We start from the raw sequence: 23323 nt of genomic DNA, 5'->3' as shown, positions 1-23323 counted from the left end.
GTTATGCCTGAACAACATCGTTATACGCTCCCAGCGAAAGCTGGCGATCAGGGCCAGTTAGGTGAACTTACCGGTGCCGCCTGCGCTACGCTGGTGGCAGAAATCGCCGAGCACCACGCTGGTCCGGTGGTGCTCATCGCGCCGGACATGCAAAATGCCCTGCGCCTGCATGATGAAATTCGTCAGTTCACCGACCAGATGGTGATGAACCTTGCAGACTGGGAAACACTCCCATACGACAGTTTTTCCCCTCATCAGGAAATCATCTCCTCACGGCTCTCTACATTGTATCAACTGCCTTCCATGCAGCGCGGTGTACTGATTGTGCCGGTAAACACTCTGATGCAGCGCGTGTGCCCACACAGCTATCTGCACGGCCATGCACTGGTGATGAAAAAAGGCCAACGCCTGTCGCGCGATGCCCTGCGTGAGCAACTGGACAGCGCAGGTTATCGCCACGTTGACCAGGTCATGGAACACGGCGAATATGCCACACGCGGCGCGTTACTGGACCTGTTTCCGATGGGCAGTGAACTGCCTTACCGCCTTGATTTCTTTGATGATGAAATTGACAGTTTGCGTCTGTTTGATACAGATACTCAACGCACACTGGAAGAAGTCGACGCTATTAACTTATTACCCGCACACGAATTCCCTACGGATAAAACGGCCATCGAGCTGTTCCGTAGCCAGTGGCGCGATACTTTTGAAGTTAAACGCGACGCGGAGCATATTTACCAGCAGGTCAGTAAAGGCACGCTGCCTGCCGGGATCGAATACTGGCAGCCGCTGTTTTTCAGCGAACCGCTGCCGCCGCTTTTCAGCTACTTCCCCGCAAATACGCTGCTGGTGAATACTGGCGATTTAGAGACCAGCGCAGAACGCTTTCAGGTCGATACGCTATCGCGCTTCGAAAACCGGGGCGTCGATCCGATGCGCCCTCTTCTGCCGCCGGAATCATTGTGGTTACGCGTGGATGAGCTGTTCTCTGAGCTTAAACGCTGGCCACGCGTTCAGCTCAAAACTGAGAGCTTGCCGAAAAAAGCTGCAAATACCAACCTGGGATTCAAGAAGCTCCCGGACCTGGCGGTACAAGCGCAGCAAAAAGCACCACTGGATGCGTTACGTAAATTTCTCGAATCATTTGATGGCCCGGTGATTTTCTCGGTTGAAAGTGAAGGACGCCGTGAAGCGCTTGGCGACCTTCTCGCCCGCATCAAGATTGCTCCAAAACGTATTTTACGCCTCGATGAAGCGGTCGATGCCGGTCGCTATCTGATGATTGGCTCAGCGGAACACGGGTTCATCGACAGCAACCGGAATCTGGCGCTGATCTGCGAAAGCGATCTTCTCGGTGAGCGAGTGGCGCGTCGCCGTCAGGACTCGCGCCGCACCATCAACCCGGACACATTAATCCGTAACCTCGCTGAACTGCACCCTGGTCAGCCGGTGGTGCATCTTGAACACGGCGTGGGACGCTATGCCGGTATGACCACCCTGGAAGCCGGCGGTATCACTGGTGAGTATCTGATGCTCACCTACGCCAATGACGCCAAACTGTATGTACCGGTGTCGTCGTTACATCTTATTAGCCGCTACGCCGGTGGTGCGGAAGAGAATGCGCCACTGCATAAACTTGGCGGCGATGCCTGGTCGCGTGCCCGTCAGAAAGCCGCCGAGAAAGTTCGCGATGTCGCAGCAGAACTGCTGGATATCTACGCCCAACGCGCCGCAAAAGAAGGTTTTGCCTTTAAGCATGATCGTGAACAGTATCAGTTGTTCTGTGACAGCTTCCCGTTTGAGACCACACCGGATCAGGCCCAGGCCATTAACGCTGTACTCAGCGACATGTGTCAGCCACTGGCAATGGACAGACTGGTCTGTGGCGATGTGGGCTTTGGTAAAACCGAAGTGGCGATGCGTGCTGCATTCCTTGCCGTAGAGAACCACAAACAGGTCGCCGTGCTGGTACCGACCACCCTGCTCGCCCAGCAGCACTTTGACAACTTCCGCGACCGCTTTGCCAACTGGCCAGTACGCATTGAGATGCTATCCCGTTTCCGCAGTGCCAAAGAGCAGGCGCAAATTCTCGAACAGGTCGCTGAGGGGAAAATCGATATCCTGATTGGTACTCACAAACTGCTGCAAAGTGATGTGAAGCTAAAAGATTTGGGCCTGCTTATCGTCGATGAAGAGCACCGGTTCGGCGTACGACATAAAGAGCGCATTAAAGCGATGCGCGCTGACGTAGATATTCTGACGCTGACGGCAACACCCATCCCGCGAACCCTCAATATGGCAATGAGCGGCATGCGCGATCTGTCGATTATCGCTACACCTCCTGCCCGTCGCCTGGCGGTTAAAACCTTTGTTCGTGAGTATGACAATCTGGTGGTACGTGAAGCAATCCTGCGTGAGGTTCTGCGCGGTGGTCAGGTCTATTATTTGTTCAACGATGTCGAGAATATCCAGAAAACTGCCGATCGGCTGGCGGAGCTGGTGCCTGAAGCGCGCATTGCCATTGGACACGGACAAATGCGCGAGCGGGAACTGGAACGCGTGATGAACGATTTCCACCACCAGCGCTTTAACGTGCTGGTGTGCACCACCATTATTGAAACCGGAATCGACATCCCAACCGCCAACACCATTATTATCGAGCGCGCAGACCATTTTGGGCTGGCACAGTTACACCAGTTACGCGGTCGCGTCGGGCGTTCGCACCACCAGGCTTACGCCTGGCTGTTGACACCGCATCCGAAAGCAATGACGACTGATGCCCAAAAACGCCTTGAAGCTATCGCCTCACTGGAAGATCTGGGTGCCGGATTTGCGCTGGCAACTCACGACCTCGAAATTCGCGGTGCGGGTGAACTGCTGGGTGAAGACCAGAGTGGCTCAATGGAAACCATCGGCTTCTCGCTGTACATGGAACTACTGGAAAACGCTGTCGATGCTCTGAAAGAAGGCCGGGAACCGTCGCTGGAAGATCTCACCAGTCAGCAAACTGAAGTGGAATTACGGGTACCGTCGCTGCTACCGGATGACTACATTCCCGATGTTAATACACGACTGTCGTTCTATAAACGCATCGCCAGTGCGAAGAACGAAAATGAGCTGGAAGAGATCAAGGTCGAGCTGATCGACCGTTTCGGTCTGCTGCCCGATCCGGCCAGGACATTGCTGGATGTCGCCCGTTTACGCCAGCAGGCACAGAAACTGGGTATCAGAAAACTCGAGGGAAATGAAAAAGGTGGCACGATTGAGTTTGCAGAGAAAAACCACGTCAACCCGGTCTGGTTGATTGGACTATTGCAAAAACAGCCGCAACATTTCCGTCTGGATGGCCCTACCCGTCTGAAATTCATGCAGGAACTGAGCGAGCGAAAAAAACGCATCGAATGGGTGCGTCAGTTTATGCGCCAGCTTGAAGAGAACGCGGTAGCGTAAACGGCGGGTCGGGTGAGAACAACGCTCACCCGACCCGGTATTTACAAACTCTTTGCACTTCCCTGCACTTCCCGACAGAGCAAACCGCCATAATTCCTGTTTACTTTTACATAACAATAACCACGTAAAAACAATGGATTTATGGTGATGTTAAACAATATATCTATCTCTCGCTGGTTCACATTTGTTACGCTCGCCGCAACCATGGTTTTGGCCCTTCCGGCTCAGGCAAATACCTGGCCGCTACCTCCTCCCGGAAGCAAGGTGGTTGGTAAAAACGCCGTTCACGTTGTCGAAAATAATGGCGGTTCACTGGAAGCTATTGCGAAAAAATACAACGTTGGTTTTTTAGCTCTGCTACAGGCGAATCCTGGCGTTGATCCTTTCGTACCTCGGGCGGGCAGTGTGCTGACTATTCCGTTGCAGACCTTGCTGCCGGATGCACCGCGCGAAGGCATTGTGATTAACCTCGCTGAGCTGCGTCTTTATTACTATCATCCGGGTAAAAATTCGGTGACCGTGTATCCCATTGGCATCGGTCAGTTGGGCGGAGACACACTGACACCAACAATGGTTACCACCATTTCAGATAAACGAGCCAACCCAACCTGGACGCCAACCACTAATATTCGCGCACGTTATAAAGCGCAGGGGATCGACCTACCGGCTGTGGTACCTGCTGGCCCGGACAACCCCATGGGCCACCATGCCATTCGCTTAGCGGCATACGGTGGTGTTTATCTGCTGCATGGCACAAACGCTGATTTTGGTATCGGTATGCGCGTCAGCTCTGGTTGTATTCGCCTGCGCGATGGCGATATTGAGACCTTATTCCGCCAGGTAACTCCTGGAACAAAGGTCAATATCATTAACACGCCAATTAAAGCGTCTGTTGAACCAAACGGTATGCGTCTGGTTGAAGTGCACCAACCGCTGTCGAAAAATATAGATGACGACCCGCAGGTACTGCCGATCGTACTGAATACGTCAATGCAGAACTTTAAAAATGCAGTGCAAACGGACCAGACCGTCATGGAGCATGCGATGGAGCTACGCTCAGGGATGCCGGTCGACGTGACACGCCATCACGACGTTACTCAGCAGACACTGTAAAACACAACCCATGAAAAAACCCCGCTGGACGTTGTTCAGCGGGGTTTTTTATTTAAATCGCAGTGGCATTACGATGGGTTAAAACTTATTTATAAATAACCGCAGTCCCGTGGAGGGTGTTAGGACCGGTAACGGAAGTAATGCGGAACGACTTCGCGCCCATTTCATCAGCTTTCTGTGCCAGTTGATCTTCCAGAGAACCTAAGTTGGTACCTGCATTAGCAGAAATAGTCCCAACTTTCTGTTGGTCTGCAGGCGTTGCCTGAACCTCAACAGCAGCAAAGCTGGCGAATGAAAGTGAGCTCAGAACGGTAGCAAGAAGGAGTGTTTGTACGTTTTTCATAATTGTGACCTTTAGCAGATGAATGTGCGTCGCAAAGATTAACTTAACGATCGATAGTTAAATCATAGATGTGATCCAGGTCACACGTCAACAATTTTTTATAATGATCGTTATACAAATCATAAAGGCCTTATCTTTCATGCTAATAGCCATGAATTATTTTTATCGTGAATCTGCTGGAGAGTGTGGTCGAATATTTTTATAATGGTTATTCAATAAACCCAATCAGGTACGACGGCACCATGACAACTGAAACAACGAGTTGTACAAAGAAAAGCCGTGGCCGACCAAAAGTGTTCGACAGGGAAGCCGCGCTTGATAAGGCCATGACACTCTTCTGGCAGCACGGGTATGAAGCGACATCGCTCTCCGATCTCGTGGAAGCAACCGGTGCTAAAGCGCCCACGCTGTATGCGGAATTTACCAATAAAGAAGGATTATTTCGCGCCGTGCTGGACCGCTACATCAGCCGTTTTGCGGCAAAACATGAAGCTCAGCTTTTTTGCGAAGAAAAAAGTCTTGAGTCTGCACTGGAAGACTATTTCACAGCCATAGCCACCTGTTTCACCAGCAAGGACACACCTGCGGGATGTTTTATGATTAATACCTCCGCAACGCTTGCTGCCTCCTCCCGTGACATTGCACACACGGTTAAAACCCGCCACGCTATGCAGGAACAGACGCTTGCCCGGTTTCTTTGCCAACGCCAGGAACATGGTGAAATTCCTGCCCACTGCGATCCGCAGAAACTGGCCGAATTTCTGAACTGTATTTTACAAGGGATGTCGATCAGTGCCCGTGAAGGCGCAACGTTCGAAAAACTGATGCAGATAACCCATACAACCTTGCGGCTGTGGCCTGAATTACTCAAAGAGTAATGCTTTACCGTGGCAACTTTTCATTTCTAAGATTATCGGGAGTTTATCTCGCTCCCGATTCCCTCTGAATCACCCTACTTTTATCATTGTTTTCATAACCTTAATGCTACATTTTTGTAAAAACAATTGATAATCACAATCAATATCAGCAATATTCGCATTTGTTTTAACATCTATTTCCCAATGTAACTATCGGTTTCTACGCCGCAATAAAAAAAACAGACCGACTCTTTTTTAAAAGGAATGCGAATGAATAAGCGTCTTTGGGTGCTCAATCCAATCTTATTATCTTTAACCCTGCCGGTAATGGCGGCACAGAATGAAGAAGAAAATCTCATCGTCAGCGCCAACCGTAGCCAGCGAACTGTGGCTGAAATGGCGCAAACCACCTGGGTCATTGAAGGCAGCGAGATTGAACAGCAGGTTCAGGGTGGTAAAGAGTTCAAAGATGTGCTGGCTCAGTTAATCCCTGGAATTGACGTCAGCAGTCAGGGACGGACGAACTACGGGATGAACATGCGTGGACGCGCCATCGTTGTGTTGATTGACGGTGTTCGCCTGAACTCCTCCCGTACCGACAGCCGCCAACTGGATTCCATTGACCCCTTTAATATTGCGCATATCGAGGTTATCTCTGGTGCAACGTCGTTGTATGGCGGTGGAAGTACCGGTGGGTTGATCAATATTGTCACCAAAAAAGGCCAGCCAGAACGCGAAGTTGAACTCGAACTGGGAAGCAAAAGCGGCTTCAACAACAGTAACGATCATGACGAACGTGTCGCCGCAGCTGTCAGCGGAGGAACCGATCACGCTTCCGGACGCATGTCCGTCGCTTATCAACGATTTGGCGGCTGGTATGACGGCAACAACGATGCCTTAATGCTGGATAACACTCAAACCGGCCTTCAGCATTCCGATCGTCTCGACATCATGGGCACCGGGACAATAGAGATTGATGACAACCGTCAACTACAACTGGTAACCCAGTACTATAAAAGCCAGGGGGATGATGATTACGGATTATATCTGGGCGAGAATATGTCGGCGGTGACGGGAACGGGGAAAGCCTACACCAGCAGCGGTCTGAGTTCCGACCGTATTCCCGGCACGGAGCGTCATCTTATCAGCCTGCAATATTCCGATGCTGACTTCTTCGGCCAGAATTTGGTCAGTCAGGTTTACTACCGTGATGAATCTCTGACATTCTACCCCTTCCCTACACTGAGCAAAGGCAAAGTCACCAGTTTCTCCGCATCACAGCAGGATACCGATCAATTTGGCGCAAAAATTACCCTTAATAGCCAACTGATGGAGAACTGGGAGCTGACATGGGGTATCGATGCGGACCATGAAACCTTCGACTCCAACCAGAAATTCTTTGATCTTGCCTGGTCCCTGCCCTCTGGCGGCATGGATAACCGCACCGCCTATACCACCGGGCGTTATCCTGGTTACAGCATTACCAACTTCGCGCCTTTCCTGCAAAACAGCTATGACATAAACGACATCTTCACGTTAAGTGCCGGCGTTCGCTATCAATGGACCGAAAACCGGGTTGATGATTTTGTCGGCTATGCGCAGCAACAAGGGATTGCTAATGGACTGGCACGCTCTGCAGATGTGATTCCTGGCGGGAAAACTGATTACGATAATTTCCTGTTTAATGCGGGCATTCTTGCACATCTGACTGACCGTCAGCAGACGTGGTTTAATTTCTCTCAGGGTGTGGAGCTTCCCGATCCGGGAAAATACTACGGGAACGGTACTTACTCACTTGTCGGTGACCATTATCAACTCCAGCGTAGTGTCAATGTGGCAGATTCTCGGCTGGAAGGCATAAAGGTAAACTCTTTCGAACTGGGTTGGCGCTACACCGGTGATAGCCTGCGCACTCAACTGGCGGCCTACTACTCTACCTCGGATAAGTCGATTGTCATTAACCGCAGCGATATGACCATTAACGTACAACCAGACGATCGCCGGATATATGGCCTCGAAGGTGCCGTGGATTATTTCATTGCTGACACTGACTGGAGCCTGGGAAGTAACTTCAATATCATCAAATCGGAAGTCAAACAGAACGGCAAATGGCAGAAGTGGGACGTCACACTGGCCTCGCCATCAAAAGCAACCGCCTGGGTCGGCTGGGCGCCTGAACCGTGGTCGTTACGTATACAGAGTCAGCAGACATTTGACCTGAGCGACGCCAGCGGCAACAAGCTGGACGGGTATAACACCATGGATTTCATAGGCAGCTATCAGCTCCCGCTGGGTAAACTGACCTTCAGCGTTGAAAACCTGCTGAATGAAGAGTACACCACACTTTGGGGACAACGTGCACCGTTACTTTACAGCCCAACCTACGGTAGCCCTTCACTCTATGAATACAAAGGTCGCGGTCGCACCTTTGGTCTGAACTATGCCTTAACCTTCTGATAAAAAAAGCCCCCCAGCCTGAGCGATTGGGGGGCTAATTGATGTGCAGAGTAAAGCTTTTTTACGCTTTGTTATTCAGAACCAACTGGCCATTGTTATCCAGTGGAATTTGCGAACCAGGATCTTTATCCATCCGGATTTTGCCCTGCTGATCGCCAATTTTGTACGTTACGTCGTAACCAAGCATTTTTTCCGACTTGTCATACACCGTTTTACAACGCTGCTGTGTGGTGGTGTATGTATCGTTTTCCTGCATTGAACCCTGGATCTGGTTACCAGCATAACCGCCACCTAAAGCACCAGCGACGGTCGCAATGTCTTTACCTCGTCCACCACCAAACTGATGACCGATAACACCACCCGCAACAGCGCCCAGTACCGAACCGGCAATACGATTCTCATCCTGCACAGGTTTACGATGGGTAACGGTAACGTTACGGCACTCCTGACGCGGCGTTTTTACCGTTTCTTTTATCGGCGTCGCAGAGACGACGTGTGCATATTGTGGGCCACGTTCAAAAACGTTCAGACTGGCTACCGCCGCCACGCCCAGCGCAGCCGCCACGCCAATCCCTATACCCGCCAACATTGATTTATTCACGGGACATCCTCCTTTTTTGCTATTAGCAACAACTTTGCAACAGGATGTAAGGAATGCCAATCAGAATGGGGATGAAAATAGCGAGGGTAAGCGCGAAAGCAGCGTGATTCAGACGGTTCTGAATCACGCAGAACAGGATGTCATATAATGCTGTTCGAATAAAAACCTGCAGCCACTACCATTCCGGTTGGTACATTGGTTAACCCGGTGATCGGTATCTGCCAGAATACAAACTGCATACTTAGCACTTCAGTGGAGAGACTCATCGACTCGCGCGGCTCATCGGTCAGGTTCACTATTGGATCTCAAGGAAGGCCAGGTTGCAATAATATAGTAGGAGGGCAGGAGCTGAAAAACGTCTACCGGGCCACTATGTGGCCCGGTTATTTGATATTTTAATGCAATTTCAGACGCGGACGAATCACACGGTTAATACTGCCAACCAGCATCATCAGACCGGTTTTGAAGTAACCATGCAACGCAATCTGGTGCATACGGTACAGTGAGATATACACAAAGCGCGCAATACGCCCTTCCACCATCATCGAACCGCGCGTCAGGTTCCCCATCAGGCTACCCACGGTAGAGAAGTTGGAGAGGGAAACCAGAGAGCCGTGGTCTTTGTATTGATACGCTTTCAGCGGCTTGCCATTCATCTGCGCCAGAATATTGTTCATCGCGCAGGAAGCCATCTGATGAGCAGCCTGAGCGCGCGGTGGAACAAAGCCACCTTCCGGGCGTGCGCAGGAAGCACAGTCACCAATAGCATAAACATCCGGATCGCGTGTGGTTTGCAGAGTAGGCTCCACCACCAGTTGGTTGATGCGGTTAGTTTCCAGACCACCAATGTCTTTCATAAAGTCTGGTGCTTTGATACCTGCCGCCCACACCATCAGATCGGCTTCAATGTACTCGCCATCTTTAGTATGTAACCCGCCCTCATCAGCGCTGGTCACCATCGTCTGAGTCAATACACGCACGCCCAGCTTGGTCAGTTCATTATGCGCAGCACTGGAAATCCGCGGCGGCAATGCTGGCAGAATTCTTTCGCCGGCCTCCACCAGAGTCACATTCAGCGCTTCGTTGGTCAGTCCCTTGTACCCATAGCTATGCAGTTGTTTTACCGCATTGTGCAACTCGGCGGAGAGTTCTACACCTGTTGCACCACCGCCCACAATGGCGATATTCACTTTGCCATTCGCGCCCAGATTCGCAGAGTATTTCAGGAACAGATTCAACATTTCCTGGTGGAAACGACGCGCCTGATGCGGGTTATCGAGGAAGATGCAATTATCTTTGACACCCGGCGTGTTGAAATCGTTGGACGTACTGCCAAGCGCCATCACCAACGTGTCGTAAGGCACTTTACGCTCAGGAACCAGTAGATCACCCTTCTCATCGCGCAGCTCAGCAATAGTGATGGTCTTCGCTTCACGATCGATATCTACAACCGAGCCAAGCTGAAACTGGAAGCCGTGGTTACGCGCATGTGCCAGATAGCTCAGCGCATCAACGCCTTCATCCAGGGATCCCGTCGCCACTTCGTGCAGTAAGGGTTTCCACAAATGGCTGTGGTTTCTGTCTACCAGCGTGATTTTTGCCTTTTTCTTACGCCCCAGTTTTTTCCCCAGCTGAGTCGCCATTTCCAGTCCGCCAGCACCACCGCCGACAATAACGATTCTTTTTAATGGTGTAGTCAACGTGACCCCCTTAAATTTATTAACCAATTGTTAATTAAAAGTTATTAACATAGCCTTTAATTAACAACAAGTTACGATAATGAAAATCTTCTTCGAGACTGAGAATAACACGAACGGTGCATTGGTCATACCAAAATTGATATGTATCAAGTTTTGATGCTGAAAAGATAGACAACCCTAGCTTTAACAACAAAAAAACCAGCCCGAAGGCTGGCTTTGTTCAACGTAAATCGGCAACTAACCTAACGTCTTGAACGCTTTGATTCGCTGCAAATGAGGCGAGATATTTTTGAATTTATGGGTTTGTTCTTCATCCCATACAATTTCATAGAAGTGGTGCAGCTCCTCAGAGGAACGTTGACTGTTCAGTGCTTCGTCATGGCGTGAAAGGATAACCAGGCACCGATCGCGATTCTTTTCACGGAAATTAGTCACGCATTTTGTAGCGATGTCCGCATACTCTTCGGGCCTGTCGATTTTCCCTTCCATATTCTCATACGGAAACAAGTTGGGATTAAACACGACCTGCCGAATATCACACAGAAAACCAATTCGTTCAGCCCAGTAACCACCTAACCCCACGCCGCAAATCAACGGGCGATCGTCCACATTAAGCTGCAACATTTTGTCCACTTCTTTCAGCAGATGCTGCATATCATGCTTAGGATGCCGTGTACTGTAGCTGATCAGTCTGACATCCGGGTCAATGAACTGCAGCTGTAACACTTTCTCGTGGTTTCCCGGACTGTTAGAGTCAAAACCGTGTAAATAGATAATCATCGCATCCTCACCAAACGTGCGTTAATGACCTGCTTTTTCTTCCTGCCAGCGCTCATGAAGCTGGTTGAGCTGGGCGCTAATCGTTTTCCAGCGTGCCGAATCCATCAGTTCCTGACGCGAAAATGAACCTTTATGATACAAACGTGTAACACGTTCCGCATTGATCGGCGACAGATTATCTAACACACTGACCGCTCCCTTACGATTATTGCAGACCAGGATCATATCGCAACCTGCATCAAGCGATGCCTGCCCACGCTCTGCGTAGCTCCCCATGATAGCTGCGCCTTCCATCGACAGATCGTCGGAGAAGATCACCCCATCAAAACCAAGCTCCTGACGCAGCACCGTTTTTAACCAGTGGGTGGAACCACTCGCCGGACGCGGATCGACTTCACTATAGATCACGTGTGCCGGCATAATGGCATCAAGTTTATTTTCCGTAATTAACGTCTTAAACACCGACATGTCTTTGGCGCGAATTTCCGCTTCCGGTCGCGGATCGGTTGGTGTCTCTTTGTGCGAATCCGCCGTCACCGCCCCATGCCCGGGGAAATGTTTACCGGTGGTTTTCATGCCCGCGGCATGCATGCCATCAATAAAGCGGGTTGCCATTGCCAGCGCCTTTATTGGATCGGCATGGTAAGAACGCTCGCCAATCGCCGCGCTAATATGGCCCACATCCAGGACGGGGGCAAAGCTGATGTCGATGTCCATCGCAATCATTTCGCTGGCCATGAGCCATCCGGCATCCTGAGCCAGCTTGCCTCCCTCTTCCAGTCCGTGCAGTGCAGCAAAAGATTGTGCCGCCGGCAGGCGGGTAAACCCTTCACGAAAACGCTGTACACGCCCCCCTTCCTGATCCACTGCCACCACCAGATGATTACGTGATGCCTCACGGATTTGGCGAACAAGTTCACGCAACTGTTCCGGGTCGTGGTAATTTCGGGTAAAGAGGATCAACCCACCCACCAGCGGATGCGCCAGAATCTCACGCTCTTCAGCGTCCAGCTCATACCCTTCGACATCCAACATTACTGGACCCACACTGCTCTCCTTATCCTTTCATTGTTAGCTGCCGCCAGGTTTCATCGGCCAGCCTGATAAATTGTCGATCGCTGGTTTGCTGCCAGCGATACTCGAACCACCCCGCCTTCAGCACCATCACCCACGGTTGCCACTGTCTGACCTGCCGCCAGAGGGCATCCGGATCAATGTGCGCATGCTGAGCATAGGCGTTCACCAGTTGCCGGTGCTGAGATTCATCAACGGTCCACACCGCAGCCAGCTCCAGCGCAATATCACCGTCTCCGGCATATTCCCAGTCAATCAACCGCAGCCCCGACGCTGTGCGCACTATGTTGTCGCCGTGGACATCCATATGTAACGGCCCGAGACGTATCGGGCGAGGTTCGCGTTGTTTTCTTAACCGCTTTAGCACGCGCAACCAACCAGGCGTCCGGCGCGCCGGATCACAACACTGCCAGTACTGTTCAAGTAATGGCAGCACTCTGATTTGCCAGCCCAGACGGGGTTGTTGGTGAAGATGATACAGTAAGCCTGCAAGTTCGTCGGCTTCCGGTAATCTGGATTCTACCTTACCGTGAAAATAGTCTACTGCCATCCACCCTTGTGTATAAAAACGGGGTTTGGGAGCAAGACTTTCGGGCAGTTTTTTCAGCGCATGATAGTGCCGTAAAAAATGGGACTCGGGCGCGTGAGGATCATGATGGCAGCGCAGCACTAAACGATGGGGATGATTTTCGATGATACAGCTCCCGCCGCTCAAGCCGCTTTGGCTGCCCGCGACGGGATGATACTGCGGGAAATAGCGCGACAAAACCTCGTCGCGCGTCAGTCTGTTATTGTTGCTGAACAGCACCTTTACCTGACCAGATTATCTCGCCAGTTTGTACCAGCATTAATTGCATTTGCAGTGCCGGCGTATTGACGTTGCCGGAAGCGCTGGAATACAGCACATACTGCGCTCCTACATTACGGGCAATACCAATGGCTTTACTGCGCGTACCCAGGCTGTCGTGTGGTGATAAACCTAATTGTTGCTTCGCCAGCGACAATTGTTGTGCCGAGACCAGGGTAAATTTGCCGTTATTCGCCAGCGCATTACGCAATGTTTCGGTTGCGTCACCAGAGTTGAGAGAACCATTGGTGCGATTATTCACGCTGTCGACCAGCAAGACACCTCCAGCTTTGACGCCATCAGCCTGCAGCATTTTCGCCACCATCGGTTGCATTGCGCCATTCCAGTCATAATGACGTTCCCGGGGCGTCGGCTGCGCCGTTTGATCCTCATGTTCAATCGGACCAGGCTGCTGCGGTATGGTTGGCACCGTTGGGACAACCGGTACCGGCTGTTGCGGTTGCTCGGGCTGCTCCGGCACCGGTTTGACTTCATCTACCGGCGCTGGCTCTCGTTGCGCCACACAACCAGAGAGAAATATCGCCAGCGCGGCAATCAATGCGTAGCGATTCATTTTGATCATCAAGATTCACCCCTTACAAATAAAGATAAAGTCTAACCTTGTGCGCCCCCAGAAAATTGGCGCTGCCGTACAGAGTCACCGACGAACGTGCCGGGATAGTGACGCTGCGTGGCGCTTCCAGAGGGTGCATCTCCAGCCCTCTGGCGTCATACCAGTAAAACCGATAATGAACGGTAACGGGTTCTTGTCTTTCGTTATAGAGTCGTGAGGATGCAGAGGGCTGAATATCAGACGTGGTTAACGCAGGCTGTTCTGCTGTTATACCTGCAGCCAGTATCGTTGATTCCATCACCAGCGACTGTTCATCACTCACCGGAATTTCAGGATGTGAACGACAGCCTGCCAGTAACAGCACCCCCAGTGACAGCACTAAGCATCCTCTGGTCATTATTAAAGACCTTTATGCGCAAGCATTGGACCAAGAGTACGCCCACCCAGTAGATGCATATGAATGTGATACACCTCCTGACCCCCGTGGCGGTTGGTATTCATGATCAAACGATATCCATCTTCGGCAATGCCTTCCTGCTCAGCGATCTTCGCCGCGACCGTGATCATTCTCCCCAACGCCTGCTCATGTTCAGCCGTAACATCATTAACGGTTGGGATCAGGACATTTGGAATAATCAGGATATGCGTAGGCGCCTGAGGTGCAATATCGCGAAACGCTGTGACCAGTTCGTCCTGGTACACGATATCTGAGGGGATTTCACGACGAATAATTTTGCTGAATATAGTTTCTTCTGCCACGACGTTTTCCTTTTTCATTAAGAGCCCTTCGTTGTGCCATGCTACGCCGAGCTACTCTGCGAGTATAGAGTATGAGTGAGTTACTCACGCTCTTTCAACTTTAACCCTCGATTTTTTAAGCAAAAAGTTTTCCTTATGCTGCTCTTATAACCATTTCCCGTTGCTATTGCTCAGACATAGTACTGAAACAATATTTCATACTGGCAAAAATTCCACCTGCTCATCGGGTGGATTTTGCACTCATAGCCAAAATACGGGGGACTAAAGCTGACGTTAACGCTTACCCAGGCAGAGAAATGTAAACGCTAAAAAACAAAAAGCCTGCTTAGTTTCCTAAGCAGGCTTCTTAAATATGGCTCCTCTGACTGGACTCGAACCAGTGACATACGGATTAACAGTCCGCCGTTCTACCGACTGAACTACAGAGGAATCGTTGTGGAGGCTTATCTTAGCGGCGAAAAATCTTTTGTCAAACCCCATTTCCTTCATTGAGTATCAATTGGTGCTTCTCTCGACAGTTTGTTGCATTTACAGACATTTTATATGGAAAAAACTTTGCAGCTTTTTTGATTCTCCCTCATCATTTGAAATGAGGTTTCAACTTTCTTCATTAAGGTCCACTTTGAACGTGTCCGCTGCCTTACGTCAGGTCGTTTCCCGTACGCCCTGGTATGCCAAACGCAAGAGTTACAAAGTACTCTTTTGGCGTGAAATCACTCCTTTAGCCATTCCCATTTTTCTGGAAAATACCTGCGTATTATTGATGGGAGTACTGAGTACTTTCCTTGTTAGCTGGTTGGGTAAGGAAGCAATGGCGGGTGTCGGACTCGCCGACAGTTTCAATATGGTTATCATGGCGTTTTTCGCCGCTATCGATCTTGGCACGACGGTGGTCGTTGCTTTTAGCCTTGGGAAACGCGATCGCCGACGGGCCAGAGCTGCCGCCAGACAGTCACTGGTAATCATGACGATTTTTGCCATCGTGCTGGCAGCGGTGATTCATTATTTTGGCGAGCAGATTATTAATGTTGTCGCCGGTGAAGCGACTCCCGAAGTAAAGGCACTGGCGCTGACCTATCTGGAATTAACGGTGCTCAGTTATCCGGCAGCAGCCATTGCATTGATCGGTAGCGGAGCACTGCGTGGGGCCGGGAATACCAAGATACCGCTGTTGATTAACGGCGGCATGAATATACTGAATATCATCATCAGTAGCATCCTGATCTACGGCATTTTTTCCTGGCAAGGGCTGGGATTTGTAGGCGCAGGTCTTGGGTTAACGATTTCCCGCTACATTGGTGCTATCGCCATTATCTGGGTGCTGATGATTGGTTTTAACCCAGCGCTGCGTATTTCACTGAAAAGTTATTTTAAGCCGTTAAATCTCGCCATTATCTGGGAGGTGATGGGGATAGGTATTCCTGCAAGTATCGAATCCGTTTTGTTTAACGGTGGCAAGCTATTAACTCAAATGTTTGTCTCGGGTATGGGTACCAGCGTTATTGCCGGTAACTTCATCGCATTTTCTATTGCGGCTCTGATTAACCTGCCGGGAAACGCATTAGGATCCGCATCCACCATCATTACCGGCAGACGCCTGGGTAATGGGCAGATTGCCCAGGCAGAAATTCAGTTGCGACACGTATTTTGGTTATCCACAATCGGTTTAACTGCCATCGCCTGGCTGACTGCACCGTTTGCCGGTGTCATGGCCTCGTTTTATACCCACGATCAGGACGTAAAAGAGGTCATAGTCATACTGATTTGGCTCAATGCGGCATTTATGCCGATATGGGCAGCATCCTGGGTCCTTCCCGCTGGTTTTAAGGGAGCGCGTGATGCACGTTTTGCTATGTGGGTTTCCATGCTGGGTATGTGGGGCTGCCGTGTTGTAGCAGGTTATACCCTAGGGATCGTATTAGGATGGGGAGTGGTCGGCGTCTGGATGGGGATGTTCTTCGACTGGGCGGTCCGCGCCGCGCTATTTTACTGGCGAATGGTCACCGGTCGATGGCTGTGGAAATATCCACGCCAGGAACGTGAAAAGTGTATAAAACAACCCGTTGCGTCTGAATAAACGGCGAAATGAAGAATATTTCAGCAAACGATCGCGTTTCTACATTCAGGCTTTGACAACGCTGACCGGCATCGCTAATATTCGCCCCGTTCACACGATTCCTCTGTAGTTCAGTCGGTAGAACGGCGGACTGTTAATCCGTATGTCACTGGTTCGAGTCCAGTCAGAGGAGCCATATTTAGAAAAGCCCGCTTAAGGAAACTTAAGCGGGCTTTTTGTTTTTCTGTTTTTCCTTTCGTCTTATTTTTCATCTTGCCCCGTTATAAGGGATAAAATCGTTTTCTCTTCCCGTCTGTCGCGGTAGTCTCATAACAGTCGTTAATATATCGACTGCAATGTGCGTAACCTTATTCCAATACTAATAATTAGAAATCAGTACAGACAGGATAACTATGGATTCCACCCTCATCTCCACGGGTCCCCAGGAGGACACATCTTCGCTTAACCGCGCCCGACGCGCAGCACTCGGTAGCTTCGCTGGTGCCGTGGTCGACTGGTATGATTTTCTGCTTTATGGCATCACTGCCGCACTGGTCTTCAATCGCGAGTTTTTTCCACAGATAAGTCCCGCGATGGGTACGCTCGCCGCGTTCGCCACCTTTGGTGTCGGATTTCTGTTCCGCCCATTGGGTGGAATAATATTCGGGCACTTCGGCGATCGCCTTGGCCGTAAGCGCATGCTGATGCTCACCGTCTGGATGATGGGGATTGCCACTGCGTTGATTGGCATTATCCCCTCTTTTGACACCATCGGCTGGTGGGCCCCCATCTTACTGGTGACACTGCGCGCCGTTCAGGGATTCGCCGTCGGCGGTGAATGGGGCGGCGCGGCATTACTTTCCGTCGAAAGTGCCCCAAAAAATAAAAAAGCGTTCTACAGCAGCGGCGTTCAGGTGGGTTACGGTGTCGGCTTGCTGCTCTCTACAGGGTTAGTCTCGCTGATTAGCTCGCAAACGACTGATGAACAGTTCCTGAGCTGGGGCTGGCGTATTCCGTTCCTGTTCAGCATCGTATTAGTTCTGGGCGCATTGTGGATGCGTAACAGAATGGAAGAGTCCGCAGAGTTCGAGCTGCAAAAACAAGAACCACCGCAGGCAAAAAAACGACTGCCGGTCATCGAAGCGCTAACCCGCCACCCGGGGGCATTTTTAAAAATTATTGCCCTGCGCCTTTGTGAACTGCTGACGATGTATATAGTCACCGCTTTTGCACTCAACTACTCCACCCAAAATCTGGGACTACCACGCGAATTGTTTCTCAATATCGGGCTGCTGGTAGGTGGGCTAAGTTGTCTGACTATCCCCTGCTTTGCCTGGCTTGCCGACCGCTTTGGTCGTCGCCGGGTCTACATTACCGGAGCGCTGGTCGGCACACTCAGCGCCTTCCCGTTCTTTATGGCCCTGGAAGCACAGTCAATCTTCTGGATCGTATTTTTCGCGATTATGCTGGCAAACATCGCCCACGACATGGTGGTCTGTGTCCAGCAACCCATGTTTACCGGCTTGTTTGGCGCAAGCTACCGTTACAGTGGCGCAGGAGTTGGCTATCAGGTCGCCAGCGTGGTTGGCGGCGGCTTTACCCCGTTTATTGCTGCAGCACTGGTCACGTTCTCCGGCGGAGACTGGCACAGTGTAGCCATTTACCTGATGGCGGGTTGTCTGATTTCTGCTGCCACAGCAATAATGATGAGAGATAAGCAGCACGGTTAAGTCTTTTCGCGAAGACCATCTGGTCTTCGCATTTTCTTCCTCAACGTCTGACTTTTGTTTCACATTCCTGTGACATACTATCGGGAGAGCAGCACATCTGTGGAACAAGGAGACAGACATGAACAATAAGGGCTCCAGCCTGACCCCGGCTCAGGCGCTGGATAAACTGGACGCATTGTATGAGCAATCAGTTAAGGCTCTGCGTAGCGCCATTGGCAAGTACATTGATACCGGGACACTTCCTGATGTAATCGCCCGAGATAAAGGTCTTTTTGTTTACCCTTCACTTTCTGTAACCTGGGATGGCAGCGCCACCAATCCACCAAAAACTCGCGCTTACGGACGTTTTACTCATGCTGGTTGCTATACCACGACCATTACCCGCCCGTCGCTCTTTCGCCCTTATCTTGAAGAACAGCTGACGCTGCTGTATCAAGATTATGATGCTCACATCTCCGTCGAGCCATCGCAGCACGAAATCCCCTATCCTTATGTGATTGACGGTTCTGAACTGACACTTGATCGATCGATGAGTGCCGGATTAACGCGTCATTTCCCTACCACCGAGCTGTCACAGATTGGCGATGAAACCGCAGACGGGACTTATCATCCGGCGGAATTCTCCCCACTGTCACATTTCGACGCCCGACGGGTAGATTTTTCGCTGGCACGACTGCGTCACTACACGGGCACGCCGGTTGAACATTTCCAACCCTTTGTACTGTTCACCAATTACACCCGTTATGTTGATGAATTCGTACGCTGGGGATGCAGCCAGATCCTCGATCCTGACAGTCCATATATCGCGCTCTCCTGTGCGGGAGGGATTTGGATCACCGCTGAAACAGAAGCCCCGGAAGAGGCTATCTCCGACCTTGCCTGGAAAAAACACCAGATGCCTGCCTGGCATTTAATCACCGCCGACGGCCAGGGGATCACGCTGGTAAATATTGGCGTAGGCCCGTCTAACGCTAAAACCATTTGTGATCATCTGGCGGTCCTTCGCCCTGATGTTTGGTTGATGATTGGGCACTGTGGTGGTCTGCGCGAAAGCCAGGCAATTGGTGATTATGTTCTTGCCCACGCCTATCTGCGTGACGACCATGTGCTTGATGCCGTACTGCCTCCTGACATTCCTATTCCGAGCATAGCGGAAGTTCAGCGCGCACTGTATGACGCCACCAAAGAGGTCAGCGGTATGCCCGGTGAAGAGGTGAAGCAACGGTTGCGTACCGGCACTGTCGTTACGACCGACGATCGCAACTGGGAATTACGCTACTCCGCTTCTGCGCTGCGCTTTAACCTCAGCCGCGCCGTAGCTATCGATATGGAAAGCGCCACTATCGCTGCTCAGGGCTACAGATTCCGCGTCCCTTACGGCACTCTGCTTTGTGTTTCCGACAAACCGCTGCACGGTGAAATTAAGCTTCCTGGTCAGGCTAACCGATTTTATGAAGGTGCGATTTCTGAGCACCTGCAGATTGGCATCCGGGCTATCGACCGCCTTCGTGCTGAAGGTGACCGACTGCACTCCCGCAAATTACGTACGTTCAACGAACCGCCGTTCCGTTAAGGCCTGAAGGTAACTATGCACAACTCAACTCCCCTTTCCGCTCTGCGCAATCTACTGTTGGCCCTGGGGCTTGACGGTATGATTGTTCCACGCGCTGATGCGCACCAGAGCGAGGATTGCACGCCACACGACAATAAACTGGCCTGGCTCACAGGCTTTAGCGGCTCAGCAGGCCTGGCGTTAGTCCTTCGCGATCGCGCCTTAATGTTTGTCGATGGACGCTATCAGGTTCAGGTACGTAACGAAGTCTCCCTTGATGATTTTGAAATTCATCATCTGCACGATGAGCCGCTGGCGGACTATTTACAGGAACACGTCGCACCAGGCACTCGTATTGGCTTTGAACCCCTGTTGATGGTTAACAGCCAGTTTGAATCCCTGTCGGCCACCCATTGCGAACTGGTGGCTCTGGAAACCGATCCTTTCGACCAGATATGGCTCGATCGTCCTGCGGCACCGTGCGGCATCATCCGGGAAATGCCTGTTGAAATCAGCGGTGAAAGCAGTACACAAAAACGTGCGCGGATCGTAGACCAACTTGCCCGGCATCAGGCTGATACTCTGGCTATTACCCTTCCTGATAATATTGCCTGGCTGCTCAATGTGCGTGGTTCAGATCTTGATATGGTCCCCGTCCCTTTTTCATTTGCCCTGCTGCACCGCACCGGCGAACTGGAGTGGTTTGTTGATACCAACAAAACAAAGCAGTTACCCGAAGCCCTGCTGAGCACGTTGACCCTTGCACCACAAGAGGGTTTTCTCTCTCGCTGCCAGCAACTGGCACAGGGAAAACGTTTTCTGGTTGATAAGGACTATGCCCCGGTTGCTTTGCGTTTTGCGATTGAACAGAACGGAGGTGAAGTTCTTTGGGCCCCGGATCCAATCACATTGATTAAAGCTCATAAGAATGACACTGAACTGGCAGGCTATCGTGAATGCCATGAACAGGATGGTGCTGCGTGGGTTAACTTCCTCGCCTGGCTGGCGCATGAAGTACCACTACGTGAGGCGGCCGGTAATCCGGTAACCGAGCTGGAAGCACAGGCCAAACAGTTGACGTTTCGCCAGCAACAACCCGGGTTTATTGAGCAAAGTTTTGGCACTATTTCTGCTTCAGCCAGTAATGCGGCGATGTGTCATTATCATTCCAGTGAAAAGACAGATACGCCGATTACCTCACAGGCCATGTATCTGAATGACTCCGGTGGTCAGTATCAAAACGGTACCACAGATACGACGCGTACCCTCGCCTTTGGCCCACAGGATCCGCAGCGCCGACTGCACTATACGGCAGTACTGAAAGGCTTTATATCGCTGATCACACTACAATTCCCCAGCGGCACTCAGGGTCATCAACTGGATGCGTTTAGTCGTCGGGCTCTTTGGGAGCTGGGGCTGGATTACGATCATGGCACCGGACATGGCGTGGGCCACCAGCTACTGATTCATGAGCAGCCCCACCGTATTGCCAAAAAAGTAAATCCCTGGCCTCTGGTCGCAGGCAATATTATTACTATCGAGCCGGGATATTATCTGGCAGGTCAATATGGGATCCGCATCGAGAATCAGGTAGAGATTATCGAGAGTCGTCCAGGCTTTTGCCGGTTCGCCTCACTGACGCAGGTCCCTATCGATTTGAACCTGGTTGAGTTACATCTGTTGAGCGAAACAGAAAAGCAGTGGATTGATGACTACCACCAGCAGGTAAGAGAAACACTGTCGCCACGCGTGGACAGTGACGCACGTCCATGGCTATTTGCAGCCACAGCACCGATTCGTGTTCAGGCCAATTAACGTAAAAAAGGCAGCCCTCAGGCTGCCTTAGTTCTCCCCAACGTCTTACTGCTTAGCTGTTACGGATGTATTCATCCATTTCAGTTTTCAGGTTATCGGACTTAGTCCCGAAGATAGCCTGAACACCGGAACCAGCAACCACGACGCCCGCAGCACCCAGTTTCTTCAGGCCAGCCTGATCAACTTTGGCAACGTCAGCAACGCTGACACGCAGACGAGTGATGCACGCATCCAGGTTAGTGATGTTTTCTTTACCACCAAACGCAGCAACCAGAGCCGGAGCCATTTCACCTGTCGCGCCCGCTTTGCTGTCTTCGGTGGCGTCTTCACGACCCGGAGTTTTCAGGTCCAGCGCTTTGATCAGTACACGGAAAATGGTGTAGTAGACGATTGCATAGCCGAGGCCGACAATCGGGAACAGCCACAGTTTGCTGCTGTTACCGGACAGTACGATAAAGTCGATCAGACCGTGGGAGAACGATGTACCGTCACGCATACCCAGCAGGATACAGATTGGGAATGCCAGACCTGCCAGAATCGCGTGGATGATGTACAGGATCGGTGCCACGAACATGAAGGAGAACTCGATCGGCTCGGTAATACCGGTCAGGAACGAGGTCAGCGCCGCGGAGATCATGATACCGCCCACTTTCGCGCGGTTTTCCGGTTTTGCAGAGTGCCAGATTGCAATAGCAGCAGCCGGCAGACCGTACATTTTAAACAGGAAGCCACCGGACAGTTTGCCCGCAGTCGGGTCACCTGCCATATAACGAGGAATATCACCGTGGAACACCTGGCCCGCAGCATTGGTGTACTCACCGATCTGCATCTGGAAAGGAACGTTCCAGATATGGTGCAGACCAAACGGTACCAGGCAGCGTTCAACGAAGCCGTAGATACCGAATGCCACTACCGGGTTCTGATACGCAGCCCACTGGGAGAACGTCTGAATAGCAGTACCGATTGGCGGCCAAATGAAGGACAGAACCACACCCGTGAAGATGGCAGCCAGACCAGAAATGATAGGAACAAAGCGCTTACCGGCAAAGAAGCCCAGATACTCAGGCAGTTTGATACGGTAGAAGCGGTTGAACATATACGCTGCGATCGCACCGGAGATAATCCCCCCGAGAACACCGGTATCAGCCAGGTGTTTAGCGGCGATTTCTTCTGCAGGTAAATGCAGAACCAGCGGCGCAACCACAGCCATGGTCTTAACCATGATGCCATAGGCGACGACTGAAGCCAGGGCGGATACACCGTCATTGTTGGTGAAGCCTAACGCAACACCGATGGCGAAAATCAGCGGCATGTTTGCAAAAACAGATCCGCCTGCTTCTGCCATTACATGCGATACAACGGCTGGCAGCCAGCTGAAGTTAGCGGAACCGACACCCAGCAGGATACCTGCAATAGGGAGTACGGATACCGGCAGCATCAGCGATTTACCGACCTTTTGCAGGTTAGCAAATGCATTCTTAAACATAATTAGGAGTGCTCCTGAGTATTTGTGCTTTTCTACGTTCTCACGCATTGGCGAGGGGGGAGAACCTCGCCGTGGACAGGGCATCTAAGTACCCTTTATTTATTACACAGAGTAAAATAATTCAGTTCG

General features: G+C 51.2%; 19 protein-coding genes and 2 tRNA genes. 9 read left to right on the top strand and 12 right to left on the bottom strand.

What is annotated here, in order from left to right:
* Window positions 1–3: 3 nt before the first annotated feature.
* Together mfd and ldtC are read left to right on the top strand one after the other, a co-directional pair.
* Window positions 4–3450: a transcription-repair coupling factor gene (mfd, locus tag OGY01_RS21860; protein WP_286493697.1), complete on the top strand. Its 3447-nt coding sequence runs from the start codon at window positions 4–6 to the stop codon at window positions 3448–3450.
* Window positions 3451–3597: 147 nt separating this feature from the next.
* A complete protein-coding gene (ldtC, locus tag OGY01_RS21855) occupies window positions 3598–4563 on the top strand; it encodes a L,D-transpeptidase LdtC (RefSeq protein WP_286493696.1) in 966 nt (321 codons plus the stop codon).
* 85 nt (window positions 4564–4648) lie between these two features.
* On the opposite strand, the gene bhsA is transcribed toward ldtC, so the two are convergent.
* Complete coding sequence (gene bhsA, locus OGY01_RS21850; protein WP_045449568.1) at window positions 4649–4906, bottom strand: multiple stress resistance protein BhsA; 258 nt, start codon at window positions 4904–4906, stop codon at window positions 4649–4651.
* Between the two features lie 242 nt (window positions 4907–5148).
* Between bhsA and comR the strand changes: the two genes are divergently transcribed.
* A complete protein-coding gene (comR, locus tag OGY01_RS21845) occupies window positions 5149–5784 on the top strand; it encodes a TetR family copper-responsive transcriptional repressor ComR (protein WP_045441792.1) in 636 nt (211 codons plus the stop codon).
* A gap of 249 nt (window positions 5785–6033) precedes the next feature.
* Window positions 6034–8220, top strand: a complete 2187-nt coding sequence (locus OGY01_RS21840; RefSeq protein ID WP_286493694.1) for a TonB-dependent siderophore receptor — start codon at window positions 6034–6036, stop codon at window positions 8218–8220.
* Window positions 8221–8281: 61 nt separating this feature from the next.
* Here the strand turns inward: OGY01_RS21840 and OGY01_RS21835 are convergent, their stop codons facing one another.
* The 10 genes from OGY01_RS21835 to OGY01_RS21790 all read right to left on the bottom strand — a co-directional run bounded on the left by OGY01_RS21835 (window position 8282) and on the right by OGY01_RS21790 (window position 14984).
* The gene (locus OGY01_RS21835) at window positions 8282–8821 is read right to left on the bottom strand and encodes a glycine zipper 2TM domain-containing protein (RefSeq protein ID WP_045441787.1); all 540 of its coding nucleotides are present in this window, start codon (window positions 8819–8821) and stop codon (window positions 8282–8284) included.
* A gap of 140 nt (window positions 8822–8961) precedes the next feature.
* Window positions 8962–9117: a hypothetical protein gene (locus OGY01_RS21830; protein WP_190284556.1), complete on the bottom strand. Its 156-nt coding sequence runs from the start codon at window positions 9115–9117 to the stop codon at window positions 8962–8964.
* A 99-nt stretch (window positions 9118–9216) separates the two neighbouring features.
* Entirely contained in the window at window positions 9217–10521 is a 1305-nt protein-coding gene (gene ndh / locus OGY01_RS21825; protein ID WP_045441784.1) for an NADH-quinone dehydrogenase, read from the bottom strand.
* Between the two features lie 237 nt (window positions 10522–10758).
* Entirely contained in the window at window positions 10759–11301 is a 543-nt protein-coding gene (gene ycfP / locus OGY01_RS21820; RefSeq protein ID WP_003030817.1) for an alpha/beta hydrolase YcfP, read from the bottom strand.
* A gap of 21 nt (window positions 11302–11322) precedes the next feature.
* The gene (nagZ, locus tag OGY01_RS21815; RefSeq protein ID WP_286493692.1) at window positions 11323–12348 is read right to left on the bottom strand and encodes a beta-N-acetylhexosaminidase; all 1026 of its coding nucleotides are present in this window, start codon (window positions 12346–12348) and stop codon (window positions 11323–11325) included.
* Between the two features lie 10 nt (window positions 12349–12358).
* Complete coding sequence (gene thiK, locus OGY01_RS21810; RefSeq protein WP_048221647.1) at window positions 12359–13183, bottom strand: thiamine kinase; 825 nt, start codon at window positions 13181–13183, stop codon at window positions 12359–12361.
* The gene (lpoB, locus tag OGY01_RS21805; protein ID WP_045441778.1) at window positions 13164–13805 is read right to left on the bottom strand and encodes a penicillin-binding protein activator LpoB; all 642 of its coding nucleotides are present in this window, start codon (window positions 13803–13805) and stop codon (window positions 13164–13166) included. Before lpoB ends, thiK begins: the two co-directional genes overlap by 20 nt.
* Before the next feature lie 13 nt (window positions 13806–13818).
* Window positions 13819–14193, bottom strand: coding sequence for a YcfL family putative periplasmic lipoprotein (locus tag OGY01_RS21800; protein ID WP_045441772.1), 375 nt, complete (start codon window positions 14191–14193; stop codon window positions 13819–13821).
* A 2-nt stretch (window positions 14194–14195) separates the two neighbouring features.
* Complete coding sequence (gene hinT / locus OGY01_RS21795) at window positions 14196–14555, bottom strand: purine nucleoside phosphoramidase (protein ID WP_045449566.1); 360 nt, start codon at window positions 14553–14555, stop codon at window positions 14196–14198.
* A 353-nt stretch (window positions 14556–14908) separates the two neighbouring features.
* A tRNA-Asn gene (locus OGY01_RS21790) sits at window positions 14909–14984 on the bottom strand.
* Between the two features lie 160 nt (window positions 14985–15144).
* Here OGY01_RS21790 and OGY01_RS21785 point away from each other — a divergent pair.
* From OGY01_RS21785 to OGY01_RS21765, 5 genes are all read left to right on the top strand, one after another.
* Window positions 15145–16632, top strand: a complete 1488-nt coding sequence (locus tag OGY01_RS21785; RefSeq protein WP_286493689.1) for an EmmdR/YeeO family multidrug/toxin efflux MATE transporter — start codon at window positions 15145–15147, stop codon at window positions 16630–16632.
* Window positions 16633–16731: 99 nt separating this feature from the next.
* A tRNA-Asn gene (locus OGY01_RS21780) sits at window positions 16732–16807 on the top strand.
* Between the two features lie 217 nt (window positions 16808–17024).
* Entirely contained in the window at window positions 17025–18341 is a 1317-nt protein-coding gene (gene shiA, locus OGY01_RS21775) for a shikimate transporter (RefSeq protein WP_045441739.1), read from the top strand.
* A 118-nt stretch (window positions 18342–18459) separates the two neighbouring features.
* Window positions 18460–19914 carry an AMP nucleosidase gene (locus tag OGY01_RS21770; protein WP_045441737.1) on the top strand — a complete coding sequence of 485 codons (1455 nt, stop codon included), beginning with the start codon at window positions 18460–18462 and terminating at the stop codon, window positions 19912–19914.
* A gap of 15 nt (window positions 19915–19929) precedes the next feature.
* Window positions 19930–21708, top strand: coding sequence for an aminopeptidase P family protein (locus OGY01_RS21765; protein WP_286493688.1), 1779 nt, complete (start codon window positions 19930–19932; stop codon window positions 21706–21708).
* Between the two features lie 52 nt (window positions 21709–21760).
* On the opposite strand, the gene ptsG is transcribed toward OGY01_RS21765, so the two are convergent.
* Window positions 21761–23194, bottom strand: a complete 1434-nt coding sequence (gene ptsG, locus OGY01_RS21760; protein ID WP_045441733.1) for a PTS glucose transporter subunit IIBC — start codon at window positions 23192–23194, stop codon at window positions 21761–21763.
* Window positions 23195–23323 lie beyond the last annotated feature (129 nt).

This window comes from Citrobacter sp. Cm038 (assembly GCF_030333105.1).
GTDB classification, from domain to species: Bacteria; Pseudomonadota; Gammaproteobacteria; order Enterobacterales; family Enterobacteriaceae; genus Citrobacter; species Citrobacter murliniae.
Note: the sequence above shows the minus strand (reverse complement) of the source record. Positions and strands in the feature narration are given on the sequence as shown.

Coding starts and splice junctions, on each gene's coding strand:
- bhsA (WP_045449568.1), bottom strand. CDS start 4,906: ATGAAAAACGTACAAACACTCCTTCTTGCTACCGTTCTGAGCTCACTT.
- ldtC (WP_286493696.1), top strand. CDS start 3,598: ATGTTAAACAATATATCTATCTCTCGCTGGTTCACATTTGTTACGCTC.
- ptsG (WP_045441733.1), bottom strand. CDS start 23,194: ATGTTTAAGAATGCATTTGCTAACCTGCAAAAGGTCGGTAAATCGCTG.
- OGY01_RS21840 (WP_286493694.1), top strand. CDS start 6,034: ATGAATAAGCGTCTTTGGGTGCTCAATCCAATCTTATTATCTTTAACC.
- OGY01_RS21765 (WP_286493688.1), top strand. CDS start 19,930: ATGCACAACTCAACTCCCCTTTCCGCTCTGCGCAATCTACTGTTGGCC.
- ycfP (WP_003030817.1), bottom strand. CDS start 11,301: ATGATTATCTATTTACACGGTTTTGACTCTAACAGTCCGGGAAACCAC.
- shiA (WP_045441739.1), top strand. CDS start 17,025: ATGGATTCCACCCTCATCTCCACGGGTCCCCAGGAGGACACATCTTCG.
- OGY01_RS21785 (WP_286493689.1), top strand. CDS start 15,145: ATGAGGTTTCAACTTTCTTCATTAAGGTCCACTTTGAACGTGTCCGCT.
- lpoB (WP_045441778.1), bottom strand. CDS start 13,805: ATGATCAAAATGAATCGCTACGCATTGATTGCCGCGCTGGCGATATTT.
- OGY01_RS21770 (WP_045441737.1), top strand. CDS start 18,460: ATGAACAATAAGGGCTCCAGCCTGACCCCGGCTCAGGCGCTGGATAAA.
- OGY01_RS21800 (WP_045441772.1), bottom strand. CDS start 14,193: ATGACCAGAGGATGCTTAGTGCTGTCACTGGGGGTGCTGTTACTGGCA.
- comR (WP_045441792.1), top strand. CDS start 5,149: ATGACAACTGAAACAACGAGTTGTACAAAGAAAAGCCGTGGCCGACCA.
- mfd (WP_286493697.1), top strand. CDS start 4: ATGCCTGAACAACATCGTTATACGCTCCCAGCGAAAGCTGGCGATCAG.